Origin of the sequence: Mesorhizobium sp. M1169 (assembly GCF_040318345.1) — a bacterium.
In the GTDB taxonomy this organism is placed as follows: Bacteria; Pseudomonadota; Alphaproteobacteria; order Rhizobiales; family Rhizobiaceae; genus Mesorhizobium.
This window is the reverse complement of record NZ_JAMYME010000024.1, coordinates 40,774-63,922: the sequence shown is the minus strand read 5'-3', so window position 1 is coordinate 63,922 and position 23,149 is coordinate 40,774. Positions and strand designations below refer to the sequence as shown.

Here is a 23,149-nt window from a genome sequence, read left to right as displayed (position 1 = left end):
GATCCTACAACAATTTGCATCGCCTCGCCGCACCTTGATGCTTACGGCTATGCGATGGCGACGAGATCCCTGGTATCCAGATCGACAGGTATCTCGCCATTCATGATGGCAACCAGAACCCGAGCTCTTCCGGCTGGATCGAGCCGGTCAAGGCGACCGATCATTTCGGCGAAAGGGCCGGAAAGGATCCGAACCGAAGCGCCGGCTGCGAGGCCGCCGCTGAAATCGAGCAAGCCATGCCTGCCGGTCAATGCAATGAAGCGCTCTACCAGACCGGAGGGGACAGGCAAAGGTCGGTCCCCCTGCATGACGAGGGAGCGCACACCGAACGTTCCATTAATCGAGCGCCAACGTTGCAACGCGACGTCAAGCGCGATGAACATGTAACCGGGGAAATAAGCCGCAACTCGTGTTTCGAGCCGCCTGGCATGACGCACGGTTTTCTCGCAGCGAGGCACAAAGGGCTGGAACCCCTGGATCCGGAGATGCCGCTCGGCAACGTGCTCCTTTCCGGGAAAGACGCTGGCCGCATACCAGCGCGTTGCCGGCGTGGCGGTCGGCTCAGGCGACGGGGTTGTTGCCTTGCTCGTTGTTTTTTCCGCGCTACTCACGTGTCTCCCTTCGGCGGTCGGCGGCATGATCTCAGCTCAACGGTTACGACAGTGTGTGGATACCAGCAAACAACCAAGCCACTAGAGTCAAGGCGGTTGGGTTAAGAATTTCCTACACATTGCCCAGAAATTTAGCTGTGCCTAAATAATCACCGAGCCGCTTTCTTTTTCAGCTGGCTGAGATGCTATGTCGAGCAATTTATTTCCATACGGAAGTGCTTGGTTACGCTGCTTGTGACGAATCGCCCGTTGGTTCTGGTACTTAGTCCGTCGACTTGAAGCTAATGTGACGGAAGGCGTCGCGCACAAGCCTGCCGCCAGCGACAAAGATCCTGCACGGTCACACCAAGTACGGCGAAAACCATTCGGCAGGTTTTCGCGCAGAACTGGTCACCATCGAGTCATGGGGGTTCAGGCAATAACATGGCCACAGCGATGCAACGTGCAGGTCCATCTTTGACTTAAGTTCCGCTCGACCGGCTTCACGAACGCTTCAGCAGCGACCAGACAGCCGGCACCAGGCTCGCGGCCAGCGCAACCTTGATCAGATCACCGACGATAAAGGGCACCACCCCGAACTGCCAGGATTTTTCCGGGCCGATCAACAGCGCCAGCCAGGCAAAGCCCATTGCCATCATGACGATCTCGGCCACCAGCATGGCATTGAAGAGCTTGATAGGATGGCGATCCCAGCCACGGTCGGCAGCCCAGCCGACGATCGCCGCCATGACGACGAAGCCGGCTAGATAACCGCCGGTCGAACCGAGCATGTAAGCGATGCCGATGCCTTTTTCCGGCGTGCTCTGGAAGACCGGAAAGCCCATCGCGCCCTCAGCCATGTAGAGAAGCAGCGTTGCTACGCCGAGGCGCATGCCGAAGGAGGCAGCGATCAGGAAGACGGCGAGCGTCTGCATCGAGATATCGACCGGACCGAGCATGACCTTGGTCTTGGCCGACAAGACCAGCAGCAGCGTTCCGGCGAACGCCAGCAGAAGCTGTCCCGCCAGGCGGGCCGCGCCCTTTTCGGGCAAAGCGAGAGAAATGAGCGGACGCATCGTCGTTGCAATTGCCATGGTCTTCCCCGTTCCGGATTGCCGCCGAACGCGGCCTTGCGTTTTCCTATATTGGCTTCCGTGCTATGCGGCAATCGGTTTTGCCCTCGCCCCAAAAAAGGTCGCGACGTTCGCATGGCGCTGAAATTCGACACACGCTTCGACCCTGCCTACGGCCAAGGCGTAGCCGTTGCGCCCGACGTCCTTCGGATCACCGCCAGGAACCCAAGCCCGTTCACCTTTCACGGAACCAACAGCTATATCGTCGGACGCGAGACGCTGGCGGTGATCGATCCCGGACCGGATGACGAGGCACATCTTAGAACACTGCTCGAAGCGATCGGGACCAGGCCGGTCAGCCATCTCTTCGTCAGCCACACGCATCGCGACCATTCGCCGCTGGCGGCGCGGCTGAAGCAGCATACCGGTGCGGCCGTTCTGGCGGAAGGCCGACATCGTCCGGCGCGGCCGTGGCGTACCGGCGAGGTCAGTCCGCTCGATGCCAGCGCCGACACCGACTTTGCTCCTGATATCGCGCTGCCGGACGATATGGTGATCGATGGGGACGGCTGGGCGATCCGGACGGTGCTGACGCCCGGCCATACCGCCAATCATGCAGCCTTCGCGCTGGAGGGAACCGGCATCCTTTTCTCGGCCGACCACGTCATGGCGTGGGCAACCACGATCGTCGCGCCGCCGGACGGCGCGATGGCGGACTACATGACATCGCTCGACCGGCTGATCGAACGCGACGACCGGCTGCTGCTGCCCGGCCATGGCGGGCCGGTGACCGAGCCGCGCAACTTCATGCGCGGATTGAAAACGCATCGCAAACTGCGCGAACGGGCAATTCTGGAGCGGATCAACAGCGGCGACCGGGCAATCAAGGACATGGTGGAGGTGATCTATCGAGACACCGACCCGCGCCTGCATGGCGCGGCCGGCCTGTCGGTGCTTGCCCATCTGGAAGACCTGGTGGCGCGCGGCCTGGTCCACACCGATGGCGCGCCGGCTATCGACGGGATCTATTCGCCGGCAAAGTAGTATCCTCCCGATATCATTCCGCCGGCGCCACGCCCACCTGGCCGGCGACTTCCTGGTCAAGTTCGGCAAGGAAGTCGGTGATGCGCGCTGCATTGTCGCCAAGGTCATGGCGGCCGTAACGCGAGGCCGAGCGCATATCGACGATGATCACATCGCCATCGTCGGTCACGCGGATGGCAACATCGGCGGGAAGGCCAAGCAGCCAGCTCCTGGCCAGCGCATCGATCGTCACGTCGCTTTGCCCTGCTGCGTCGGGAAATGGCGCCGTGAGCTGCCAGCCGCGCCGATCGACCACGGTTTTGACCGCCTCCAGAACGCGATCGAAAGGCAAGGTGTAGCTGCGTCCGGTAACGAGCGGATAAGCTTCGATTTGCAGGCGCTGCTCGCCGGGCGTCGGCGGCAAAAGCTCGTTCATGTCCTTTGTCCGGGTAGAAATATCGAGCGCCGGCGGGTCGTCCAGATCCGTCGAGATGTCGCGCAGCGGCGGATAGGTCGCCGCCCAATAGGCCGCGACGCCGTAAGGGACCAGCACCAGAAGCGCCAGCAAGGCGCCGACGGTCAGGTCTTGGCCGCCGCGATCGCCGAAATTCCACAATCGCGCAAAGGCAAATCCGGCAAACAGAAGCGCAAACGTGGCCAGCAAGGCGACAATGCCAAGCACCCATAGGAAAGCTTGGGTCTCGACGAGGTCATAGCGATGGCCGATGAGAGCGGTCAGCAGCAGGACTGCCGAAAACGCGCCGGCGCGCCGCGACCAACCGGCAGCCTTCGACGTTTGTCGCTCGGGAATTCCCGTCATTGTTTTCCGCGCTGCCCCAACCCGAACAGAGGCATAGTGCCTTTCAGCGGCGGCTTGAAGGCGCAAAGACGCCGCATCTCCGGTCAGTCCGTCGGCAGGTGATAATCCCGGAACTGCTGGCGCAAGGTAATCTTCTGGATCTTGCCGGCAGCGGTGTGTGGGATTTCGCCAACAAAGGCGACGTCGTCCGGCATCCACCACTTCGCCACCTTGCCGTCCATGAATGCGAGGATGTCCGTCTTGGTCGGCTCCCTCCCCGGCTTGCGTACGACCACGAGCAAAGGCCGCTCGCCCCATTTGGAATGCGAAATGCCGATGGCGGCGGCCTCTGCCACATCGGGATGGCCGACCGCGACGTTCTCGAGCTCTATGGTCGAGATCCATTCGCCGCCCGACTTGATCACGTCCTTGGCGCGGTCGGTGATCTGCATATAGCCGCCGGGATCGATGTGCGCCACGTCACCGGTATCGAACCAGCCGTCTTGATCGAACTGTTCGGATCCGATGCCGCCATAATAGGCGCGCGCGACGGCCGGCCCGCGGACCTTGAGCCGGCCGAAGGTCTTGCCGTCCCATGGCAGTTCGTTGCCGGCGTCGTCCGTCACCTTCATTTCGATGCCGAACGGTGTAAAGCCTTGTTTCTGCTGGACGCCGAGGCGGGCCTCGCCCTTCAGCCCGGCATAGTCCGGCTTCAGGGTGCACAGCGTGCCGAGCGGCGACATCTCGGTCATGCCCCAGGCGTGGACGACCTGGACATCGTAATTGTCCTGGAACTTCGTCGTGATCGCGCGAGGACAGGACGCGCCCCCGATGACGACTTTCTGGAGATAGGGAAGTTTCTTGCCGGTCTCTTCCAGATGCTGGAGGAGCATCATCCACACCGTCGGCACAGCGGCGCTGAAGGTCACCTTCTCGGTGTCGAGCAGCTCGTAGAGCGAAGCGCCATCCATCTTGCAGCCGGGCATGACCAGCTTGGCGCCAATCATCGGCGCGCTCTGGGCAAGGCCCCAGGCATTGGCGTGAAACATCGGCACGACCGGCAGTATGGTATCGCGCGACGACAGGCCCATGGCGTCGGGCATCGCTTCGATCATGGCGTGCAGCACGTTCGAACGATGGCTGTAGAGGACGCCCTTCGGGTCGCCGGTCGTGCCCGAGGTGTAGCACATGCCGGCGGCGGTGTTTTCATCGAATGTCTTCCAGGCGAAGTTGCCGTCGGCTTCAGCGAGCCATTCTTCATAGGCAACCACATTGGGCAGCGCAGTCTCCGGCATATGCGCCGTGTCGGTCAGCACAATAACCTGCTTCAGCGACTTGACCGCGCCGGCGATCTTTTCGAGCAGCGGCAGGAAGGTCAGGTCGACGAAGATCGCCTTGTCCTCTGCATTGTTCATGATCCAGGTGATCTGCTCGGGAAAGAGCCGCGGGTTGAGCGTGTGATAGATCGCGCCGACACCCATGATGCCGTACCAGGCCTCGATGTGGCGCGCGGTGTTCCAGGCCAGTGTTGCGATGCGGTCGCCAAGTCCGAAGCCGTCACGCTCGAGCCGCTCGGCGACCTTCAGGGCGCGATGATGGATTTCGGCATATGTGCTGCGCACGATCGGCCCCTCGATCGAGCGCGACACGATCTCGCGGCTGCCGTGCTGCCGCTCGGCGTTGTCGATCAGTTTGTGGCAAAGCAGCGGCCATTCCTGCATCAGCCCGAGCATCTTGTTCCTCCCATTATTTTTTGCGCCATTGTGGGACGAACCGGCGAATTGTCCAGCGGTGACCGGGCTGGAGCGGTCCATAGGGCGAAATGAGGCCGAATTCGCCACAATCCGGCCATGCTCGGCGTTAACGTTCATTAACGGCGGGGCGCGATTGGCTAATGAAAGAGGTGTCGCATGGACGCGCAGCTCGACGACAAAGCCCTCGAAAATACGCTTGCCGAAAGCCTGGCCGATCTGGTGGCCGCCGATGTGGCGCAGGCCGATCTGGTGCCTGACGCCAAAACCGTTTCCGAAGATGAATTCGTCGAGGTCGTCGGCGGCGCCCTCGAAGCTGTCGGCGGCACGCTCTTGTTCAAGATGTGCGTCGAGAACGAAGGCGAAGCCCAGCACGTCGCCGCCGCATCGGTCGGCGATGGCGGCAATCGCCAGTTCCTGCTGCTCACCTTGCCGACCAACGGTGGTGCTTTGAAGGTCGAGACCACCTCGAAAAGCACCAATCCGGTGGCCGGCATCGCCGCCGCCTATGCCGGGCTGATGGACGCTTTCCAGGCCGCCGCCTGATTTTAGGCGCGATACCGGAGGAAAGCGCAAGACTGCCAGCCGCGGGCGATGCCCGCCGGTGGCTTGCAGGTCTTGCGCAACGCGCTTGCCAGACACATCTTGGGGTAGAGGCAAGGAGATCCGATATGGACCAGATCGCAAATCCGTCACCCGGCTTTCAGCGCAATCCGGACAAGGTGATCACCGTCGAGCCTTACAAGGGCACGGTGACGGTGCGCGCCGGCGATGTCGTCATCGCCTCGTCCAGCAAGGTCAAGGTGCTGAGCGAACCTCCCTATCCACCTGTTTTCTACATTCCGTTCGACGACATCGACTTCAAACAGCTTGGCAAGACCGAACACTCGACCCATTGCCCCTACAAGGGCGAGGCCAGCTATTGGAGCGTGCTGCCCGCCGGCGATGCAGGCAAGGATGCAATGTGGGCCTATGAGCGGCCGTTCGACGAGATGGCCGATATCCGCGACCACGGTGCGTTCTATCCAAACAAGGTGACCATCGAGGCCACGCCCGACTGATCAGTCGGTGGTGCCTTCATCGCCGACGCCATCGGCATCGTCGAGACGCACGAAGGTGAGGCCCTTGGCCTTCAGCGCCAGAAGTCCCTGCACCACGCCTTCGCCGGCCGCATGGGTCGGCTGGTTGATGTGAGCGATGATGACGTCGCCGTCCTTCGCCGCGGCAATGCGCCGGGCGGTCTCTTTTGCGCCGAGCAATGAGCCGCCATCGCCGTTGATCGAGAATCCGGCGATCTTGAAACCAAGCTTGCGGATCATCGCGATTGCCGATGGGCTGTATTCGGCGGTTGCGCCGCGAAACCATTTCGGCGCCGGTTCGCCGGTCACGGCAAGAGCGGCAGCACCCGATTCGACTTCGGCCAGCACGGCCTGCGGGCTGCCGGCACTGCGAATGCCGTAGATCTTTTGCGGCGTGTCGACGGCCGGGACGTGGCGGCCGCCATGGTTTTCCAATTCAAACAGTTCGGGATGCGCCCGCATGATCTCGACGGCGGCGGGGTTGTGCTTCAGCCAGATGCCGGTGACGAAAATGGTGGCAGGAATCTTGTTTTCCACCAGCGCCGAGAGAATCCGTGTGTCGGTCCTTCCGCCGCACGCATCGAGCGTCAGCGCGACGCGGCCGCCGCCCGCCTCGGCCTTGATGTGCAGCGTCGGTGCGACGAGCAACTGGGCGTTGCCAGGAGAGACAGCCCACAGCGATATCGCAACGGCGCAAAAATACTTTTGGAACAGGCGCATCGATTTATTTCCAGGTCGGCCGGATCAAAGTTGAAGCGGCGACCCCAAGACCGGCATCAAGGCGGAAATCGGGACGGTGCCCCTGCAAAAGCGTCGGCAGCGGCAATTTGACCGCCGGCCTGACCTTTGGCAAGCGCGAGGTCACAACGCGTGCTCCACGTCCTTAACCTTACGTGAAAGGATCGCGAGCACCGCGTCGACCACCGCTTTGACCTCAAGTCGCCAGACGCAGCAAGCCTTGCTCGGATCGGGTCGGCGGCACAGGTCCCTGGCTATGCACTCGCAAGGCATGGAGGGCCGCGGCGTAACACTGGCCACGCCGACAGGCCCCCAGACGGCCGGGTCGGTCAGGCCGAACAGGCCGACAACCGGCGTTCCCGCGGCCGCCGCCATCTGCATCGGGCCACTCTCGTTTCCCAGAAACAGGCGTGCCTGGCCGAGGACCGCCAGCAGCGTTGCCAGTGACAGCGCCCCGACCACGTTGACGACCGGCGAAGCGGCCTTGGCGACGATGCGCTCGGCCGATGCCCGTTCATCGGGGCCGCCGACAAGCAGGAAGTCCAACCCGGTCTGCCGCGAGATCTCGTCGATCGCCAGCGCAAAACGTTCCGGCTGCCATTGCCGCCCCCGGAAGCTCGCTCCTGCATGAACGGCTATGAAGGCGTTACGCCGGAGATGATGCCGGTCGAGAAGCGCCAATGCCCTGGCGGTCTCCAGCGGCAGCGGCTCAATCGTTGGGACCGGCGCACGCAACTTCACGCCAAGCGCCTCAAGCGGCGAAAGATAGCGGTAGAGATAATGCTGGCCACCAAAGCCAAACGGCTTGGCCAGGACGTTGGCGGGCTGGCGTTCCAGCCAGCGCAACGGTTTTTCGGGAGGATCATATCCGACGCGGGTCTTGGCGTTGACGAGCCTGACGATGATGCGTGAGGTTTTGGAATCGGCCAGGTCGATGGTCAGGTCAAACCGGAACCGGCGCAGAGCGCGCACCATCGCGTAAAGCTCGCGACCACGCTGCACAGGGGTGCCACGCATGCGTACGCGTCGGAACGACACCACGTCCGAGGCGATGCCATGAGCCAACAGGAAACTGGCAAAGTTCGCCTCGCAAAGGAACACGATCCTGGCCTTTGGATATTGGAGGCGCAGGTTTCTGGCGAGCGCGGAAGCGAGGACAAGATCGCCGATGAATTTCGTCTGGAGGATGAGAATCGAGCGGACGTGCGTGGGCGGGTTCTGCAACATCTGTTTCTGGCACCGGGGCGGGTTCGGGGGCCGGAAACTGGGCAGAAACGATGTCGGGATTTGGAGCCGACAGACGCACGTTCGCGTGAATTCGGTTACAAATCGGTAAGGTCAGACGCCGGTGGACTCCAACTCCTATCCGCGGCCGTTCTTTGCAGCCTGCACCGCCGCTTGCGCGGCGGCCAACCTGGCGATCGGCACCCGGTAAGGCGAGCACGAGACGTAGTCGAGGCCGACCTTTTCGCAGAAATGGATCGAGGCCGGGTCGCCGCCATGCTCGCCGCAAATACCGAGCTTGATGTCGGGCCGCGTCGCCCTGCCCTTTTCGGCCGCCATCCGCACCAGCTCGCCGACACCCTCTATGTCGAGCGACACGAACGGATCCTGCTCGATGATGCCTTTTTGCCGGTAGGTCTCGAGGAACGAGGCGGCGTCGTCGCGCGAGATACCGAACGTGGTCTGGGTCAGATCGTTGGTGCCGAAGGAGAAGAATTCGGCCGCCTCGGCGATGATTTGGGCGCGGATCGCGGCACGCGGCAGTTCGATCATCGTGCCGGTCAGATAGTCGATCCTGACACCGGTCTCCTCCATCACGCTTTTGGCGACCGCATCGATATGTGCCTTGACGAAGTCGAGCTCCTTCGCCAGCCCGACCAGCGGCACCATGATTTCGGGGACCACCAGCGCGCCGGCCTTCCTGCCGGCCTCGATGGCCGCCTCGAAAATGGCGCGCGCCTGCATCTCGGCGATTTCGGGATAGGAGACGGCAAGCCGGCAACCGCGATGGCCGAGCATCGGATTGAACTCGTGCAGCGCCTCGGTGCGCCGCCGGAGCTTGTCCGGCGACACATTCATGGCGGCGGCGACCTCGGCCACCTCCTCCTCGGTCTTGGGCAGGAATTCGTGCAGCGGCGGATCAAGCAGGCGGATCGTCACCGGCAGCCCGGCCATGATCTCGAACAGTTCGAGGAAATCCGAGCGCTGCATCGGCAACAGCTTGGCCAGCGCCGTTCGACGGTCCTTTTCCGTATCGGCCAGGATCATCTCGCGCATGGCAATGATGCGATCGCCGTCGAAGAACATGTGTTCGGTGCGGCAAAGACCGATGCCTTCGGCGCCGAAGGACCGCGCCATGCGAGCGTCCAGCGGCGTCTCGGCATTGGTGCGCACCTTCATGCGGCGCGCGCCGTCGGCCCATTCCATGATGGCGGCGAAATCGCCCGAGAGTTCGGGCTGCAGCATCGGTACCGCGCCTTTCAGCACCTGGCCGTTGCCGCCGTCGATGGTGATGATATCGCCCTTGCGGAACGTCGATCCCATCGCCATCAGCGTGCCGGCCTTGTAGTCGACGCGCAGCGAGCCGGCGCCCGAAACGCAAGGCTTGCCCATGCCGCGCGCCACAACAGCGGCGTGGCTGGTCATGCCGCCGCGCGTCGTCAGGATGCCTTCGGCCGCATGCATGCCATGGATGTCTTCGGGGCTGGTCTCGATGCGCACCAGGATCGCCTTTCGGCCTTGTGTCTTGGCCTCCTCGGCGTCGTTCGAGGAAAACACGATTTCGCCAGTGGCAGCACCTGGCGATGCCGGCAGGCCGACGCCGATGATATCGCGCGCCGCCTTCGGATCGATTGTCGGATGCAGCAACTGGTCGAGCGAGGCCGGATCAATGCGGGCGACGGCCTCCTCCTTCGAGATCAGCCCGTCCCTGGCCATGTCGACAGCAATCTTCAGCGCTGCCTTGGCGGTGCGCTTGCCTGACCTGGTCTGCAGCATCCATAATTTGCCGCGCTCAATGGTGAATTCGAGATCCTGCATGTCGCGGTAGTGCTTTTCCAGGCGGTCGGAGATGCTGACGAAAGCCTGGAAGGCGTCAGGCATCAGCTTCTGCAGCGACGGCTTGTCGGAACCGGCGGCAATGCGCGCCGCCTCGGTGATGTTCTGCGGCGTACGGATACCGGCAACGACGTCCTCGCCCTGGGCGTTGACCAGGAACTCGCCGTAGAGCTGCTTTTCGCCGGTCGACGGGTTGCGGGTGAACGCGACGCCGGTGGCCGAGGTGTCGCCCATATTGCCGAAGACCATGGCCTGGACGTTGACTGCCGTGCCCCAGCTTTCGGGGATATCGTGCAGGCGCCGGTAGGTGATTGCGCGGTTGTTCATCCAGCTGGAAAACACTGCGCCGATGGCGCCCCAGAGCTGCTCGTGCGGATCCTGCGGAAAGGGCTTGCCAAGCTCCTCCTCGACCTTGGCCTTGTAGAGCGCGATCACGCCTTGCCATTCGATGGCTGTCAGCTCGGTGTCGAGTTCATGGCCGAGGCCACCCTTCTGGTCTTCGAGGATTTCCTCGAACACTTCATGGTCGAGGCCCATGACGACATCGGAATACATCTGGATGAAACGGCGGTAACTGTCATAGGCGAAGCGCGCATCGCCTGAATCGGCGGCCAGTGCTTCCACCGTCTCGTCATTGAGGCCAAGATTGAGCACGGTGTCCATCATGCCGGGCATCGAGGCGCGCGCCCCTGAGCGAACCGACACCAAAAGCAGTTTCGAGGGATCGCCGAAACGGCGTCCGGTCAGCCGACCGATATGGTCGAGCGCGACCGCAACGTCCGCCTCCAGCGAAGCCGGGTACGTGTGGCCGTTGGCGTAATAGGCGTTGCAGACCTCGGTGGTGATGGTGAAGCCCGGCGGCACCGGCAGGCCCAAGCTGCACATTTCGGCAAGGTTGGCGCCCTTGCCACCGAGCAGATTGCGGTCGCCGGCACGGCCTTCCGCGGCGCCGTCGCCAAAGGTGTATACCCATTTGGTCATGCTTGCTCCCCGGTTGCAGGAGATTGGAAAGGGTTTGGCAAATCGAGCGATATGATGCTGCAGTGCGAAAGGCAAGGCATCGGCCAAGCCGGCCGGCCTCTACAATCGATTAAGGAAAAGCGGCACAGAAAAAGACTTGCTTTTTGGAAAGCTTTGTTGTAGAACATAACGAGAACAAAAGGGTAGAACGATGAGAATGGCCGGAAAGCTCGATTATCTGGAAATGCCGGCGACAGGCGGAACGCTGGACAGCGTGAAGGCTTTCTACAGCGCAGCCTTCTCATGGTCGTTCACCGATTACGGGCCGACCTATTCAGCTTTTGCCGAAGGGCTGGACGGCGGTTTTCAGGCGGATGGCCAAGATGCGCCGGCCAAGCCGCTGCCCGTGCTCTATTCCGAAAGGCTGGAGGAAACATTAAGCGCCGTCGAGAATGCCGGCGGCACCGTCCTCAAGCCGATCTTTTCATTCCCCGGCGGCAGGCGGTTCCATTTCGTCGATCCGGCCGGCAATGAAATGGCGGTTTGGGGTGAATAGGTCCGTTCAAAGTGACGATTGCAAAACTGGCGGGTCGGTCGCGCATAGTCGATATGTCGGCATTGAGCTTTCTCGCGGCTCGTCCTATAAGGCCGCGCGCACAGCGGGCACGCTCCGGCTGTTGGGGCGTCGCCAAGTGGTAAGGCATCGGTTTTTGGTACCGACATTCCCAGGTTCGAATCCTGGCGCCCCAGCCAGTTCTCCAATTTGACGGTCCCCCGAGTCGTAATCTCAGTTGCAGATATCTTGGTCGCGGGCTGGTATCTGCGGTATCTGTCCACAACAAATTGGTGTCTCCGGCAGAGAGCGCGATCCGCTGGCATCTTAGTTTAATGTCGGCTCAATTGGCCGGCAGTCAAATGCATCTTGTGGAGAAAAGCTGTTTTCTGCCCCGGTTTGGCGTTCGATCTTATAGTTTAGACTTTTATGATCCAAAAACATCAGATTTTCTTACCCTCCTTCAGATAAGTCAGGACATCCAACGCCTCTCTAGTAGCAACCGGCGCAATTATCAAACTAATTTTAATAAAATCCAATTTATTTTTAAATGTAAGTGATCTTGTTGTCTTGTACTGTCGTCCAACAAGTATAATGTCGTATAAGTATCAATAAGAATCTCCTCGGGAAAACAACGTGGGGGATATCAGATTTAAACTTGTTTTTATCGCGCAATTTCGAATATCCGTAAGTATATTTTTCGCCGCAACGTGAGAATCCTGCCGCCGATCAATCATTCTATCAGGGCGTGCGGGTATGTGATTTGGCGCTAATATACACCTTCTAGTAGGCAGGCATCCGCGGGGCGCTATCGAATCAAAATGAGGGAATATGGATGGCGACTCTCCATTACACGTCGGGCGGATCCGGCACGGACATTGCAAAAGCCGGATTCAACCTGGCTAGCGTGCAATATGTTGACCAGGTCAACGAGCTGCCAGAGGGCATGAAAGGCCTGGTCTATCTCGACGAGGCCAACGGCGTAACCCAGTCCTTTATCGACAAGGTTACTCCTTTCCTCGGCAATCCGAACGTATTTGGGTTCTTCCTGGTTGACGAGCCGGATCCCACCGGGCAATGGGGCACTTACGCCTCTGCTGCGAATCTGAAGGCAGAATCCGACTGGATTCATGAGCACTTTCCAGGCGCCAAGACCTATATCACGATGATGAGCTTGGGGACGTCGGCGAATCCGGATTTTAGGGGCACGTACAATCCCGCCAATACCGGTATCGATTACTACGGCGTGGATGTCTATCCGGTCCGCACGGATGGCCCGGTCGACTACAACATGATCGACAAATTCGTCGCTGCCGCTCAGGCATCGGGCATCCCGACGAGCCAGATCGTTCCAGGGTACCAAGCGTTTGGCGGTGGCGAGTATAACACCGACATGGGCGGCAAATATGTCGTGCCCACCGCCGCCCAGATGGAAACCATGATGGAGCACTGGGCAAAGCTGGTTCCGTCACCCGCCTTCGACTACGCGTACGCCTGGGGTTCGCAGCGAGGCGACACAGCGTTGGAGAGCTCTTCGGAACTGCAGGCCGTTTTCCGGCAACACAACCTCGCAACGACGGGGACCGAACCGCCTCCCGTCGATACAAGCGACACCTTGTATGGCACCAGCGGCGACGATGTCTTTCACGGCGCCGGCGGCCACACGATGATCGGCTATGGCGGCAATGACATCTATTATGTCGACGACGTCCGCGACAAGGAGGTTGAGACGGCGGGCGGCGGTACCGACAAAGCACTCGCCTCCGTAAGTCATGTGCTTGCGGCCGGGTCGGAAATCGAGCTTCTCGCCACCAGCAATGCGTCCGGCACGACGGCGATCAATCTGACTGGCAACGAGTTCGGCCAGGCCATCCAGGGCAATGCCGGCGCCAATGTCATCAACGGCCTTGGCGGCGCCGACAAGATGAGCGGCTATGGTGGCGACGACACCTACTATGTCGACAATGCCGGTGACAGGGTCATCGAGGCGGCGGGCGGCGGTACAGACAGGGTGTTCGCTGCTGTAAGCCATACGCTTTCGGCCGGCTCGCAGATTGAGCTTCTTGCCACCAGCAATGCGTCCGGCACGACGACAATGACCCTCAACGGCAACGAATTCGGCCAGACCATACAAGGCAATGCCGGCGCCAATGTCATCAACGGCCTTGGCGGCAGCGACATGATGAGCGGCTATGGTGGCAACGACACCTATTATGTCGACAATGCCGGCGACAGGGTCATCGAGGCGGTGGGCGGCGGCTCCGACAGCGTGATCACTTCGGTGAGCCATGCGCTTTCGACGGGCTCACAGGTCGAGCTTCTCGCTGCAAGGTATCCATCCGACACGACAGCAATGAACCTCAGCGGAAATGAGTTCAGCCAGACCATTCTGGGCAATGCCGGCGCCAATGTCATCAACGGCGGACGAGGTGCCGACATGATGAGCGGCTATGGTGGCAACGACACCTATTATGTCGACAATGCCGGTGACAAGGTCAATGAGGCGGTGGGCGGCGGCTCCGACAGCGTGATCACTTCGGTGAGCCATGCGTTTTCGACGGGCTCACAGATCGAGCTTCTCGCCACCAGCAATGCGTCCGGCACGACGGCGATCAATCTGACTGGCAACGAGTTCGGCCAGGCCATCCAGGGCAATGCCGGCGCCAATGTCATCAACGGCCTTGGCGGCGCCGACAAGATGAGCGGCTATGGTGGCGACGACACCTACTATGTCGACAATGCCGGTGACAGGGTCATCGAGGCGGCGGGCGGCGGTACAGACAGGGTGTTCGCTGCTGTAAGCCATACGCTTTCGGCCGGCTCGCAGATTGAGCTTCTTGCCACCAGCAATGCGTCCGGCACGACGACAATGACCCTCAACGGCAACGAATTCGGCCAGACCATACAAGGCAATGCCGGCGCCAATGTCATCAACGGCCTTGGCGGCAGCGACATGATGAGCGGCTATGGTGGCAACGACACCTATTATGTCGACAATGCCGGCGACAGGGTCATCGAGGCGGTGGGCGGCGGCAGCGACAAAGTGCTCGCCTCGGTGAGCCATGCCCTTTTGGCCGGCTCGCAGATCGAGCTCCTCGCCACCACCAATCCGTCCAGTACGTCTGCAATCAACCTGACCGGCAACGCCTTTGCCCAGACCATCCAAGGAAATGCCGGTGCCAATGTCATCAATGGTGGCGGCGGTGCTGACATCTTGACCGGTAACGGAGGCAATGATGCCTTCGTGTTCAACAGCGCTCTTGGAGCCGGCAATATCGACAAGGTCACCGACTTCAACAAGCTCCAGGACAAGATCCAGCTCGACGACGCCGTTTTTGCCGGGCTTAAGTTGGGCGGCCTTTCATCCGATGCTTTCTTTGCTGGCACGGCTGCGCATGATAGCTCCGACCATATCATCTACAACAGTTCAACCGGAGCGCTCTCTTTCGACAGCGACGGGATCGGTGGCGCAGCTCAAATACAGTTCGCCACTCTCTCTCCAGGTCTGTCGCTTACGGCAGGTTCGTTCCTTGTGATCTGAACGACCCGGAACGGCGGACCTTCAATTCGAGACGGTCCGCCGCCTTATCTTTGTTCAAGCACCGGATTTTCCAAGCAAAGTGACCGGTCTGAGTTGCGGTCTCCTCCTGGAGTGCAACGTCCCCTCCATAAAGGCTCACTCCAAAATGGAGTGGTATCGTCCTTGTCTTCGTGATCCTGCCTCTAGAAGAAGCCGGGATGGTCTCATTCAATGTCAATACTGAGATATGGGGATAGCCCGCCGGCGTCAAAAGCGCTCAAATGTCTGCAATTTGTCGCTGCCTTGACCTTGAGCAGAGATGCGGAGCTCGATTCAACTCACGACACTCAATTATGCGCTTGTGGTCGCAGAGGAGGGCAGCTTTCTGCGTGCCTCGCGACGCGCCGGGATCGATCACACCGCGCTCAGCAGGCGCATCCGCGATCTCGAATACGCGGTGGGTACGAGGATATTTCATCGCCATGCCCGCGGCGTCGGCCCGACCCCGGCCGGCGAGCGCTTCCTGGAGCGTCTGCGCTCCGTGCTGCTCGAGCTCGACAACACGCTCACACTGGCCAGGTCCGGCACCAGAGATGACCAACAAAAGCTTTCCATCGGCTCCAACGGGATCATCCTCGCCGGGCGAGCCTTGGATGCAATCATCGAGTTCGGGCAATCTCATCCCAATGTGACCGTCAGCTTGACAGAGAGTGCTTACCCTTCGCCCGAGGCTGCTCTGGGTGCCACTCAGGTTGACGTGGTCGTGACCTCCTCCTCCCGATTTACCGGCGGCGCATTCGAATTGACGCTGTGGAAAGACACTCTGGCTGTCGTCCTTGCCTCAAATCATTCTCTCGGAAGCCGTTCGGTGATCGAGTGGCACGAGTTGCACCAGGAAACGTTGCTGGTGCGCAGGGGCGAAGCATTTCAGATCGCCGACGCTGTTGGGCGCGGCGTGCAGCTTCCTCCAATCGTCGAACATCACGTCAGTGCCGGCATTCTTTTGCGCCTTGTCGGAAACGGGCTTGGAGTTGCTCTGATCCACGACGGAGATGCCAACAATATTCCTGAAGGTGTCGTCTGCCGCAAGCTGCGGATCGGGCGCAAGCCAATCCAGATCTGCAATTTTGCACGTTGGCGACCGGACAACGCCAATCCTGCCCTGCCGATCTTCATCGCGTTCCTGCGTGATCAGTATTCGTCCTGACGGCTGACCGACCGGCATACGCCCGGAACACTCGTCCCGGCTTCAGGCTTCCTCGGCCTTTGGCAAAGGCTCAGTCCGACCTCATGACCGGGTCAGCATCGGCGCTATCAGCTTTGCCGGATCGGCGACTATCTGTCCGGTCTCGCGGCCGAGCAATTCTGAACGGCGGCGGGCAGTTCGATCGTCATCTTGACCGGCCGGTCATGGCGGAGAGCATGGCGGGCCGTACTCGGTCAACCCGAAACTTCGGCAATGCGCACCAGATCGCTAAGCGCTGAACGGATTTGTGGCCAAGGAAATTCGGAGCATTCCTCCCATGTCTCGCCCTCGCGCAATACGGCATCCAGCTTGCCCGCCACGCCCGCAAGAGTGGTGGCCGGCGTCGTCGAGAACGCTTCCAGCAGATCCGCCGCGCGTTCGCCAGCCTCGCGCTCGGCTCTGAGCGCAGCAGTGTAACCGGTCTCCTCGGCAGCCGCATTCCAGCGTGCCTGATACATCGCGAAATAAGCTTCGGCCTTTTCACGAAGCGCCATCTCAGGCTCTTTGCCGAGCACTTCGTTGAGCGCCTCGATGGAGTGGACCGTCACTTCCCGCCCCTTGGGCAGGCGGACGATCACACAAGGAAGGCCGACGCTCTCTAGGAGCCTCGTCTCCAGACGCTGCTGCCTACGGCAGAGCCGTTCGGTCCTCTTATGGGCTGTCTCCCATTCCCGCCAAAGTGCCAGCGCTGGGTCTGCCGGCATACTCGGTGCAGCTGGACTTCCGGCAAATACATTTTTCTCAGCCACCAACGCCGTGGGCGTGATCATCCCAGCCGCAAGCACTCGCCTGCGGGTGACGAAAGATAAAGTCGTGGTATTGTCGGAATCAGCCATGATCCGAGCTCCAAGCAGCTTGGGTTGTGGTCAGGCTGGGCACGGTGCGTCAACACCGCGCCTAGCCGCTTAAATGCAGATAAAGGTACAGCTTGAGCAGCACATGCGCAACAAAAATCATCATAATATAGTGATTGCATGACGCCGATACAGTGTCGAATGGCTCGGGCGGCGCTGAACTGGGGAGTATTGGATCTAGCTCGGGAAGCGGGAGTCTCCACCCAAACGATAGTCCGCTTCGAACGCGGCGAGGCGCTTAAGCAAGCAACTGTCGATCGTATTTGTCACGCGCTCAAATCGGCCGGCATTGAGTTCATTCCGGAGAACGGTGGAGGTCCTGGCATTAGGCTGGCACGCCGATCTAACAACAGATGAACCATTACGGGGAAACGTCCCATTGGAATGAAACTGCGGCGAATCTCTCGCGACCGAGTGCCGCGTAGGACCCGATTTTCCCCAACGTTTTGCGACAGAAATACCTCGGTGTCAGCTCCAGTGAAATGCGGACGCATCCCATGCGAACCTGAAAACCGAGTTGGTGGGCAGGCATGCGGCTGCACCATGCAGGATACCCAAAGGCCGGCTGGCCAACGGGCAGGGTTTGGCACGTTTCCGGCCCTGCCCGCCCTCGACCACCAAGGGCCGGCATGCCACATGCTCGTCAGCGTATGGCAGACAGGCAGGCCTGATTGCATCCTGTCACAATCTCATCGAAAACAGGATGGGCAAGTCGCGTCACTTCCATGATGAGGACGGTCGCCTGCAAGAAGGCCAGCTCACTGAAGATGTCATCCCATGCGATATCGCCCCAGCCGAGCGGCATGTGCAGGTCGCCTAACCCAGCGCTGCATCCTCCTGCGGGAGATAGGTTCTGTGAAGCCCTGCGGGCGCCCGAAGGAGTCGTGGGCATGCAGGTGCCCTGCCACTGGCGCCATGGCCCGCAGTTGCTCGCGGAAGTTCAGGCCGCGGTGGGTGGATTCAATATAGGCGTGGCTGAAATCGATGAGCGCCATCAGGTTGGGATGGCCGACCGCCTTCACCGTCTGCGCCACCTCAGCCGGGCTCTGCCGGCACTGACCAGGTTCCATGGCGAAGAGGTTCTCGAAGGCGATGCGCACCCATAGGGCTTGCTGAACTCGGCAAGCTCGAACAACGCATCGCGCTCGCGTTCAGGGCCTTGGCAGCATCAATCTGGTAACGGTAGACCGCCGGGTCCGTGAGGTTCGATGAGACGACGCGGTGAACTGTATAGCGGAAATCGAACTTCCTCGTCAGCGCGATAAGCCTCTCGGCTCTCTCGGGGACGACGCGGCCACCGACCACGAGGTCGAGGGTCGTCAGTTCCAGTTCGACGGCTTCGACGCCCATATCGGCAAAGCTGCGAAAGTCCGCTTCAAGGCTCTCCATCTGCGATTGGAAGAGATTGAGTTAAAACCTGCGGCGATAATCTTGCTCATAAGCATCCCCAATGACGGGCGGCCAGGAATGCCAGGCCGGTCCGGATCGTTGTCAGGTGAGATGGCAATTACAGAACCGATGCCATTCTCGAAACGAGCTTCGTTCACCCCAGGTGCGATCGAGCGGTCTACGCTATTGCCAGTGGGCCTACATTAACTCGGATCAGACCGCGACGACCTCGAGTCTCACAAAGCAGACTGCCTGCCCCGAACCTGGAAGCTCTCAAGAGCACCTCTCGTTCAGACAGACTTGATGCTGAGAGCCCCTTTCTCAAGCTAAACTATTACAGGTTCACGCAAATCACCTTGTCATCGTGGCGAATTCATCAGCCTCCAGAGCTGGAGGAACCGGCAAGATGCGCGGCATGAGGCAAATCAATTCGACCGCCGGAGGCCCTGCCGCTGCAGAGTTTCCGGGTTTGCGTTTCATTGCTGCGGCGTGCTCGCAGATCCCAGGAAAAGACCGGTGAAGTTCGCAACACGTTGAATTCTCGGCGACACGCAGAGGTTACAGCTCGCCTTTATGTACGCCGCAACGGCTCAGATCTGTCTGGGTTCGGTCCACTCGGCGCCCGAGAGGCGAAGATTTCGGGATAGAGGCGCTTGAGCCACTGCGCGCCAGACAAAGCTATCCGATCCGTGTCATACTGTCAGGCAAGACACTAGCAATTTGGGGGCCGCAGCAAATGAAAGAAGAGAACGACGTTCAGAAGTTGGTGCGCACGCTGCGGGCTCGAGCACCTGATGACGCGGCTGAATTGCTGGCCCGAGAATCTCCCGAGTTCATCCGCGACACACTAAAGCTGTTGCCGGACGGGCACGCCCGTAAGGTGGCCGAGCATTTGCCACCGCACATGCGGCCCATCAGGTCTCATGGCGGTGGCAAGGATTTCGCGGTCCCCGACTCGCTCGTCGAGCTGATGGACCCGATTCCCGCCAGCGTTCCTGTCGCGACGACGGTTGCCGCCGCAGTGGAGGCGGTCAGACGCGCCAAGGTGCCGACCGAGCTCACTTATCTCTACGTCACGGACGAGGGCAATAAACTGGTTGGCCTGGTGGTCCTGCGCGATCTGATGCTGAGCGAAGCGGACGCGACGGTGGATCAGATCATGCTGCCCAGGCCGTTCGCCCTTAATGTCGGTCTGTCTTTGAGCGACGCCTGCAAGGCAGCAGTACGCCGTCAGTACCCTGTCTATCCGGTGGTGGACGCGGAGAACCGGCTGCTCGGGCAGGTTCGCGGCTGGCGCTTGTTCGAGCAGCAAATCATCGAGATTTCCGCCCAGTCTGGCCAGATGGTGGGTGTCCAGAAGGAGGAGCGTTCTTTTACGCCGCTGTTTTCAGCCTTCTTGAAGCGTCATCCGTGGCTGCAGCTGAACCTGCTGACGGCCTTCATGGCCGCTTTCGTGGTCAGTTCATTCACAGGCACGATCGAGAAGATCGTCGCCCTGGCGGCGTTCCTCCCGGTCTTGGCCGGGCAGAGCGGAAACACCGGCTGCCAGGCACTGGCTATGACGCTGCGTGGCCTTGCCCTGGGGGATGTGGACAAACGACCGAAGCTGCACCTGGTGATGCGGGAGGGCGCGCTCGGGATCGCCAACGGCGTGCTCGTCGGCCTTGTTGCGGCAGCGGCGATGTGGTTCTACGCCTCGCGGCAACCGGAGTCGGCGGCCCAGGCGCCCATGCTGGCACTTGTGATCCTGCTTGCCATGTCCGGATCGTGCCTCATGTCCGGAATCTCCGGCGTGCTGATCCCGCTGGGCCTGCGCCGGGTCGGCGCCGATCCGGCGGTCGCCTCGGCGATCTTCCTCACCACCGTGACCGATATTGTAGGCATGGGCCTGATGCTGGGCCTGGCCACCATGCTCGTGCTGTAGCAAGACACGTCCGGTGACGCGTCCCTGGGAGTCGGGGCGATAAGCTGACCTCGTCGCGTTCAACGAAACAGCAAGAGCCGTGCCGCATCGCGCACGCGTCGTGAGAAGCACCTTCCGGCAGCTCTCCGACCCCTTGCGCAACGCGACGGAAGACCTTTGGATGAGCCGTGAGTGACCTTGAAGCCTCATTCGGTGACCAGATACGCGCAGAATCGCGCAAACGATACTAATCTTGTCGGCCGCGCGATCCGCCACTGATGATGATTTGAGTTAGTTGCCACTGGTGCCGAATACTTCAGTTATGTACAGCAACGCTGAGAAGATGTTTTGACGACCAGCGCAGCCGAAATACGAATAACCCGATAGTTTGTTGCGCCGCTGCAACAGCTGCCGAGACTCGCATGGTCTGGTGACAGCTCAGTCGCCTTTTTCTTGGAGTCGTGCTAGATCCTTCGCACTAGTCGGGTTTGGGGTGGGTTCTCGGCATGCAATCTTCGTTTCGAACGATCTTCGGCTTCGCCGCGGCGCTGCTTTGTACCGGCGTATTGCCGGCCGGCGCACAAGGTCTTTTTACGGCCTATGATGATGCGTTTTCGGCCCGCATCGCCAGTCCGGCCGACAACGGAACGCTCGCCCAGTTCGTCACGGTTGCCGTCAACGCGGGACAATACGATCAGGCGATCTCCTCAATCGAGCAGTATCTGATCAAATATCCCCGCGATGCGCGCGCCCGACTGGCGGCCAGCCGATTGTACTATCATGTCGGCTCCTATGAATTGGCCCGGCGGCAGGTGCAGTACGGCATCGAAGTCGGCGGCCTTACCGCAAGTGAGCAGCAGGAAGCCGTTCGCCTGCTCGCCCGCATCGAGCGCGCGTTGCGTGGGGTCACCTGGGAACTCGCCCTGACCGGCGGCGTGTTCAGCGCATTTACCGATTTTGAGCCCGGCGGGGCGCAGGACGACGACAGCTTCGTCTCGCCTTATGGGCGGGCGGAAGGCTTTGTCCGGTGGGACCTCGGCACGCCAAGCGCCGACGCTCTCGTTCTTTCAGGCTCGTTGACCGCAACACAGCGCTTTTTCACGGAAGACCTGTCGGTTCCGGGCAGCGAGAAGACCTTTATCCACGGCAACGCCGCGATCACCTGGGACAAGGGACTGCCGAACAGTGGGCTCGATTCGCTGCGCCTGCTGCTTTCGGCGTTCACAGTTACGGATCGCTTCGACAGCGATATCCACGAGACCGGCATCGGCGTCAGTGGGCGCTTTCTTGTGCGCCCGACGGTCGAGACGACGCTTTTCGCAGGCGGCGGCTACATCGATCTAAGCGCCTCGCAAGGCATTTTCGCCGATAGCAGGGTTTTCTATGAGGCGGGCGGCAGCTACCGCTTCCGCAATGGCCAGGCGCTCGGACTGCGGCTGGTCGGCTCGAATGACTTCGCCTCCGGATCTGGCGAAATCGGCCACAGCTACACGGGCGAGGTCCGCTATGGCGGCCTGTTGATGAACGTGCCGGATCTTTTCGCATGGTCGCACCAGATCGCCTTTTCGGCCGGCCACAGCAACACTCCCGATCTGTCCGTCGGCATCGGCACAAATATCAAGAGCGACTTTTGGCGCATTGCCTCGGAAAGCGATTTTCAGCTGACGGAGGCGCAGAAGATCAGCGTCGATCTCGCCTATCGCGAAACCAACTTCGACATCGCCAACCGCGACCGAAAATCGTTCGAAATGCTCATGAGCTATACGTTGACGCTCAATTGAAAGAGGCCGCGATGAGGACCCCGTACCGTCAGATCGCCATTTTTATCGCCTGCCTTGCCTTTGCGGCACCATCCGCCGCTGAGACGGTCGGGTCGATGACGGCCTACCAGACCAACATCGTCCGCAACAACGGCGGGACAATGAACGTTGGGGCCGGCGTCGAACTCGGCGACCAGCTGCGCAGCAATCCCACCGGTCTTGGAATGCTGGTGTTCCGGGACGAATCGAGCGCCAAGATTGGTCCGAACACCAGCCTGACGATCGACGAGTTCGTCTACAATCCGGGCTCCGGATCGGGAAAGATCGACATCGGGATGAACAGCGGCCTGGCCCGTTTCTATGGCGGCCAGGTTTCGAAAGGCGGCGTCATGCAGGTTGCGACGCCGCATATGGTGCTCGGAGCCAGAGGCGGCATCATCGAAGTGCTGGTGGCAGCCGGCCAGACCGTGGGCATTCTGCGCGCCGGCCGCATGACCTGCACGATCAATGGCAAACGGCTGGTCATCACAAACCCGGGCTACGCCTGCACATCGGAAGATGGCAAGCTGCTGACCGGCTACGGCGGAATCGACACCTTCCCGATATTGGACAGCATCGACCGGATTGCCGGCACCGGCCTGCCAGGCGCACCGGGTCCGGGATTGGACGTAAGCGCACTTTGTGCGTCGGCACTCGGCGGCTCGCTCAAAGTCTGCGACTCCACCGACGGCGCATTGCCAGGAGTGGTCATGGAGTTCCCCGATACCCCAACGCCACCCGTGGGCGGCGGCGTGAATAAGGGCGAGTGTGAGGGTGAGGGTTGCTGCTACTACTGCGAATAGGCCTGGCCG

At 60.8% G+C, this 23,149-nt stretch carries 21 protein-coding genes and 1 tRNA gene; 11 read left to right on the top strand and 11 right to left on the bottom strand.

Going from position 1 to position 23,149, the window contains the following annotated elements; translation table 11 throughout:
- Window positions 1–47: 47 nt before the first annotated feature.
- A complete protein-coding gene (gene nusG / locus NKH41_RS21830; RefSeq protein WP_352933945.1) occupies window positions 48–638 on the bottom strand; it encodes a transcription termination/antitermination protein NusG in 591 nt (196 codons plus the stop codon).
- A 455-nt stretch (window positions 639–1,093) separates the two neighbouring features.
- Complete coding sequence (locus NKH41_RS21825) at window positions 1,094–1,684, bottom strand: biotin transporter BioY (protein ID WP_352478465.1); 591 nt, start codon at window positions 1,682–1,684, stop codon at window positions 1,094–1,096.
- A 114-nt stretch (window positions 1,685–1,798) separates the two neighbouring features.
- On the opposite strand from NKH41_RS21825, the gene NKH41_RS21820 reads away from it, so the two are divergent.
- Window positions 1,799–2,707 carry an MBL fold metallo-hydrolase gene (locus NKH41_RS21820; protein WP_352933942.1) on the top strand — a complete coding sequence of 303 codons (909 nt, stop codon included), beginning with the start codon at window positions 1,799–1,801 and terminating at the stop codon, window positions 2,705–2,707.
- A 13-nt stretch (window positions 2,708–2,720) separates the two neighbouring features.
- Here NKH41_RS21820 and NKH41_RS21815 read toward each other — a convergent pair whose 3' ends face one another.
- Window positions 2,721–3,506, bottom strand: a complete 786-nt coding sequence (locus NKH41_RS21815) for a DUF1499 domain-containing protein (protein WP_352933939.1) — start codon at window positions 3,504–3,506, stop codon at window positions 2,721–2,723.
- An 83-nt stretch (window positions 3,507–3,589) separates the two neighbouring features.
- Entirely contained in the window at window positions 3,590–5,218 is a 1,629-nt protein-coding gene (locus tag NKH41_RS21810) for a fatty-acid--CoA ligase (RefSeq protein ID WP_352933936.1), read from the bottom strand.
- A 177-nt stretch (window positions 5,219–5,395) separates the two neighbouring features.
- On the opposite strand from NKH41_RS21810, the gene NKH41_RS21805 reads away from it, so the two are divergent.
- Together NKH41_RS21805 and NKH41_RS21800 are read left to right on the top strand one after the other, a co-directional pair.
- Entirely contained in the window at window positions 5,396–5,782 is a 387-nt protein-coding gene (locus tag NKH41_RS21805; RefSeq protein WP_352503741.1) for a hypothetical protein, read from the top strand.
- 125 nt (window positions 5,783–5,907) lie between these two features.
- The gene (locus tag NKH41_RS21800) at window positions 5,908–6,297 is read left to right on the top strand and encodes a DUF427 domain-containing protein (RefSeq protein ID WP_352933933.1); all 390 of its coding nucleotides are present in this window, start codon (window positions 5,908–5,910) and stop codon (window positions 6,295–6,297) included.
- Here NKH41_RS21800 and NKH41_RS21795 read toward each other — a convergent pair whose 3' ends face one another.
- From NKH41_RS21795 to ppdK, 3 genes are all read right to left on the bottom strand, one after another.
- Complete coding sequence (locus NKH41_RS21795; RefSeq protein WP_352933930.1) at window positions 6,298–7,035, bottom strand: polysaccharide deacetylase family protein; 738 nt, start codon at window positions 7,033–7,035, stop codon at window positions 6,298–6,300.
- 141 nt (window positions 7,036–7,176) lie between these two features.
- Window positions 7,177–8,280, bottom strand: a complete 1,104-nt coding sequence (locus tag NKH41_RS21790) for a glycosyltransferase family 9 protein (RefSeq protein WP_352933927.1) — start codon at window positions 8,278–8,280, stop codon at window positions 7,177–7,179.
- Window positions 8,281–8,415: 135 nt separating this feature from the next.
- Complete coding sequence (ppdK, locus tag NKH41_RS21785; RefSeq protein ID WP_352933924.1) at window positions 8,416–11,094, bottom strand: pyruvate, phosphate dikinase; 2,679 nt, start codon at window positions 11,092–11,094, stop codon at window positions 8,416–8,418.
- 190 nt (window positions 11,095–11,284) lie between these two features.
- Between ppdK and NKH41_RS21780 the strand changes: the two genes are divergently transcribed.
- The 4 genes from NKH41_RS21780 to NKH41_RS21765 all read left to right on the top strand — a co-directional run bounded on the left by NKH41_RS21780 (window position 11,285) and on the right by NKH41_RS21765 (window position 16,353).
- On the top strand, window positions 11,285–11,629 hold the full coding sequence (locus NKH41_RS21780) for a VOC family protein (protein WP_352750862.1): 345 nt from the start codon (window positions 11,285–11,287) through the stop codon (window positions 11,627–11,629).
- Between the two features lie 122 nt (window positions 11,630–11,751).
- A tRNA-Gln gene (locus NKH41_RS21775) sits at window positions 11,752–11,826 on the top strand.
- A gap of 635 nt (window positions 11,827–12,461) precedes the next feature.
- Window positions 12,462–15,167 (top strand): beta strand repeat-containing protein, encoded by a 2,706-nt coding sequence (locus NKH41_RS21770; RefSeq protein WP_352933922.1) that lies wholly within the window; start codon window positions 12,462–12,464, stop codon window positions 15,165–15,167.
- A gap of 298 nt (window positions 15,168–15,465) precedes the next feature.
- Window positions 15,466–16,353, top strand: a complete 888-nt coding sequence (locus tag NKH41_RS21765; protein ID WP_352933919.1) for a LysR family transcriptional regulator — start codon at window positions 15,466–15,468, stop codon at window positions 16,351–16,353.
- A 233-nt stretch (window positions 16,354–16,586) separates the two neighbouring features.
- Here NKH41_RS21765 and NKH41_RS21760 read toward each other — a convergent pair whose 3' ends face one another.
- On the bottom strand, window positions 16,587–17,228 hold the full coding sequence (locus tag NKH41_RS21760; RefSeq protein ID WP_352933916.1) for a hypothetical protein: 642 nt from the start codon (window positions 17,226–17,228) through the stop codon (window positions 16,587–16,589).
- A 138-nt stretch (window positions 17,229–17,366) separates the two neighbouring features.
- On the opposite strand from NKH41_RS21760, the gene NKH41_RS21755 reads away from it, so the two are divergent.
- Window positions 17,367–17,603: a helix-turn-helix transcriptional regulator gene (locus NKH41_RS21755; RefSeq protein WP_352933913.1), complete on the top strand. Its 237-nt coding sequence runs from the start codon at window positions 17,367–17,369 to the stop codon at window positions 17,601–17,603.
- Window positions 17,604–17,889: 286 nt separating this feature from the next.
- Here NKH41_RS21755 and NKH41_RS34180 read toward each other — a convergent pair whose 3' ends face one another.
- From NKH41_RS34180 to NKH41_RS34170, 3 genes are read right to left on the bottom strand one after another with little or no spacing between them, the layout of a single operon-like run.
- The gene (locus NKH41_RS34180) at window positions 17,890–18,051 is read right to left on the bottom strand and encodes a hypothetical protein (RefSeq protein WP_502906040.1); all 162 of its coding nucleotides are present in this window, start codon (window positions 18,049–18,051) and stop codon (window positions 17,890–17,892) included.
- Entirely contained in the window at window positions 18,017–18,316 is a 300-nt protein-coding gene (locus NKH41_RS34175) for a TIM barrel protein (protein WP_502906038.1), read from the bottom strand. The genes NKH41_RS34180 and NKH41_RS34175 overlap by 35 nt, the downstream gene beginning before the upstream one ends.
- Window positions 18,282–18,635 (bottom strand): hypothetical protein, encoded by a 354-nt coding sequence (locus NKH41_RS34170; RefSeq protein WP_502906039.1) that lies wholly within the window; start codon window positions 18,633–18,635, stop codon window positions 18,282–18,284. The genes NKH41_RS34175 and NKH41_RS34170 overlap by 35 nt, the downstream gene beginning before the upstream one ends.
- A 736-nt stretch (window positions 18,636–19,371) precedes the next feature.
- Here NKH41_RS34170 and NKH41_RS21745 point away from each other — a divergent pair.
- From NKH41_RS21745 to NKH41_RS21735, 3 genes are all read left to right on the top strand, one after another.
- Window positions 19,372–20,559 (top strand): magnesium transporter, encoded by a 1,188-nt coding sequence (locus NKH41_RS21745; RefSeq protein ID WP_352686937.1) that lies wholly within the window; start codon window positions 19,372–19,374, stop codon window positions 20,557–20,559.
- A 485-nt stretch (window positions 20,560–21,044) separates the two neighbouring features.
- The gene (locus tag NKH41_RS21740; protein ID WP_352933910.1) at window positions 21,045–22,319 is read left to right on the top strand and encodes a tetratricopeptide repeat protein; all 1,275 of its coding nucleotides are present in this window, start codon (window positions 21,045–21,047) and stop codon (window positions 22,317–22,319) included.
- Entirely contained in the window at window positions 22,316–23,140 is an 825-nt protein-coding gene (locus NKH41_RS21735; RefSeq protein ID WP_352933907.1) for a FecR family protein, read from the top strand. Before NKH41_RS21740 ends, NKH41_RS21735 begins: the two co-directional genes overlap by 4 nt.
- Window positions 23,141–23,149 lie beyond the last annotated feature (9 nt).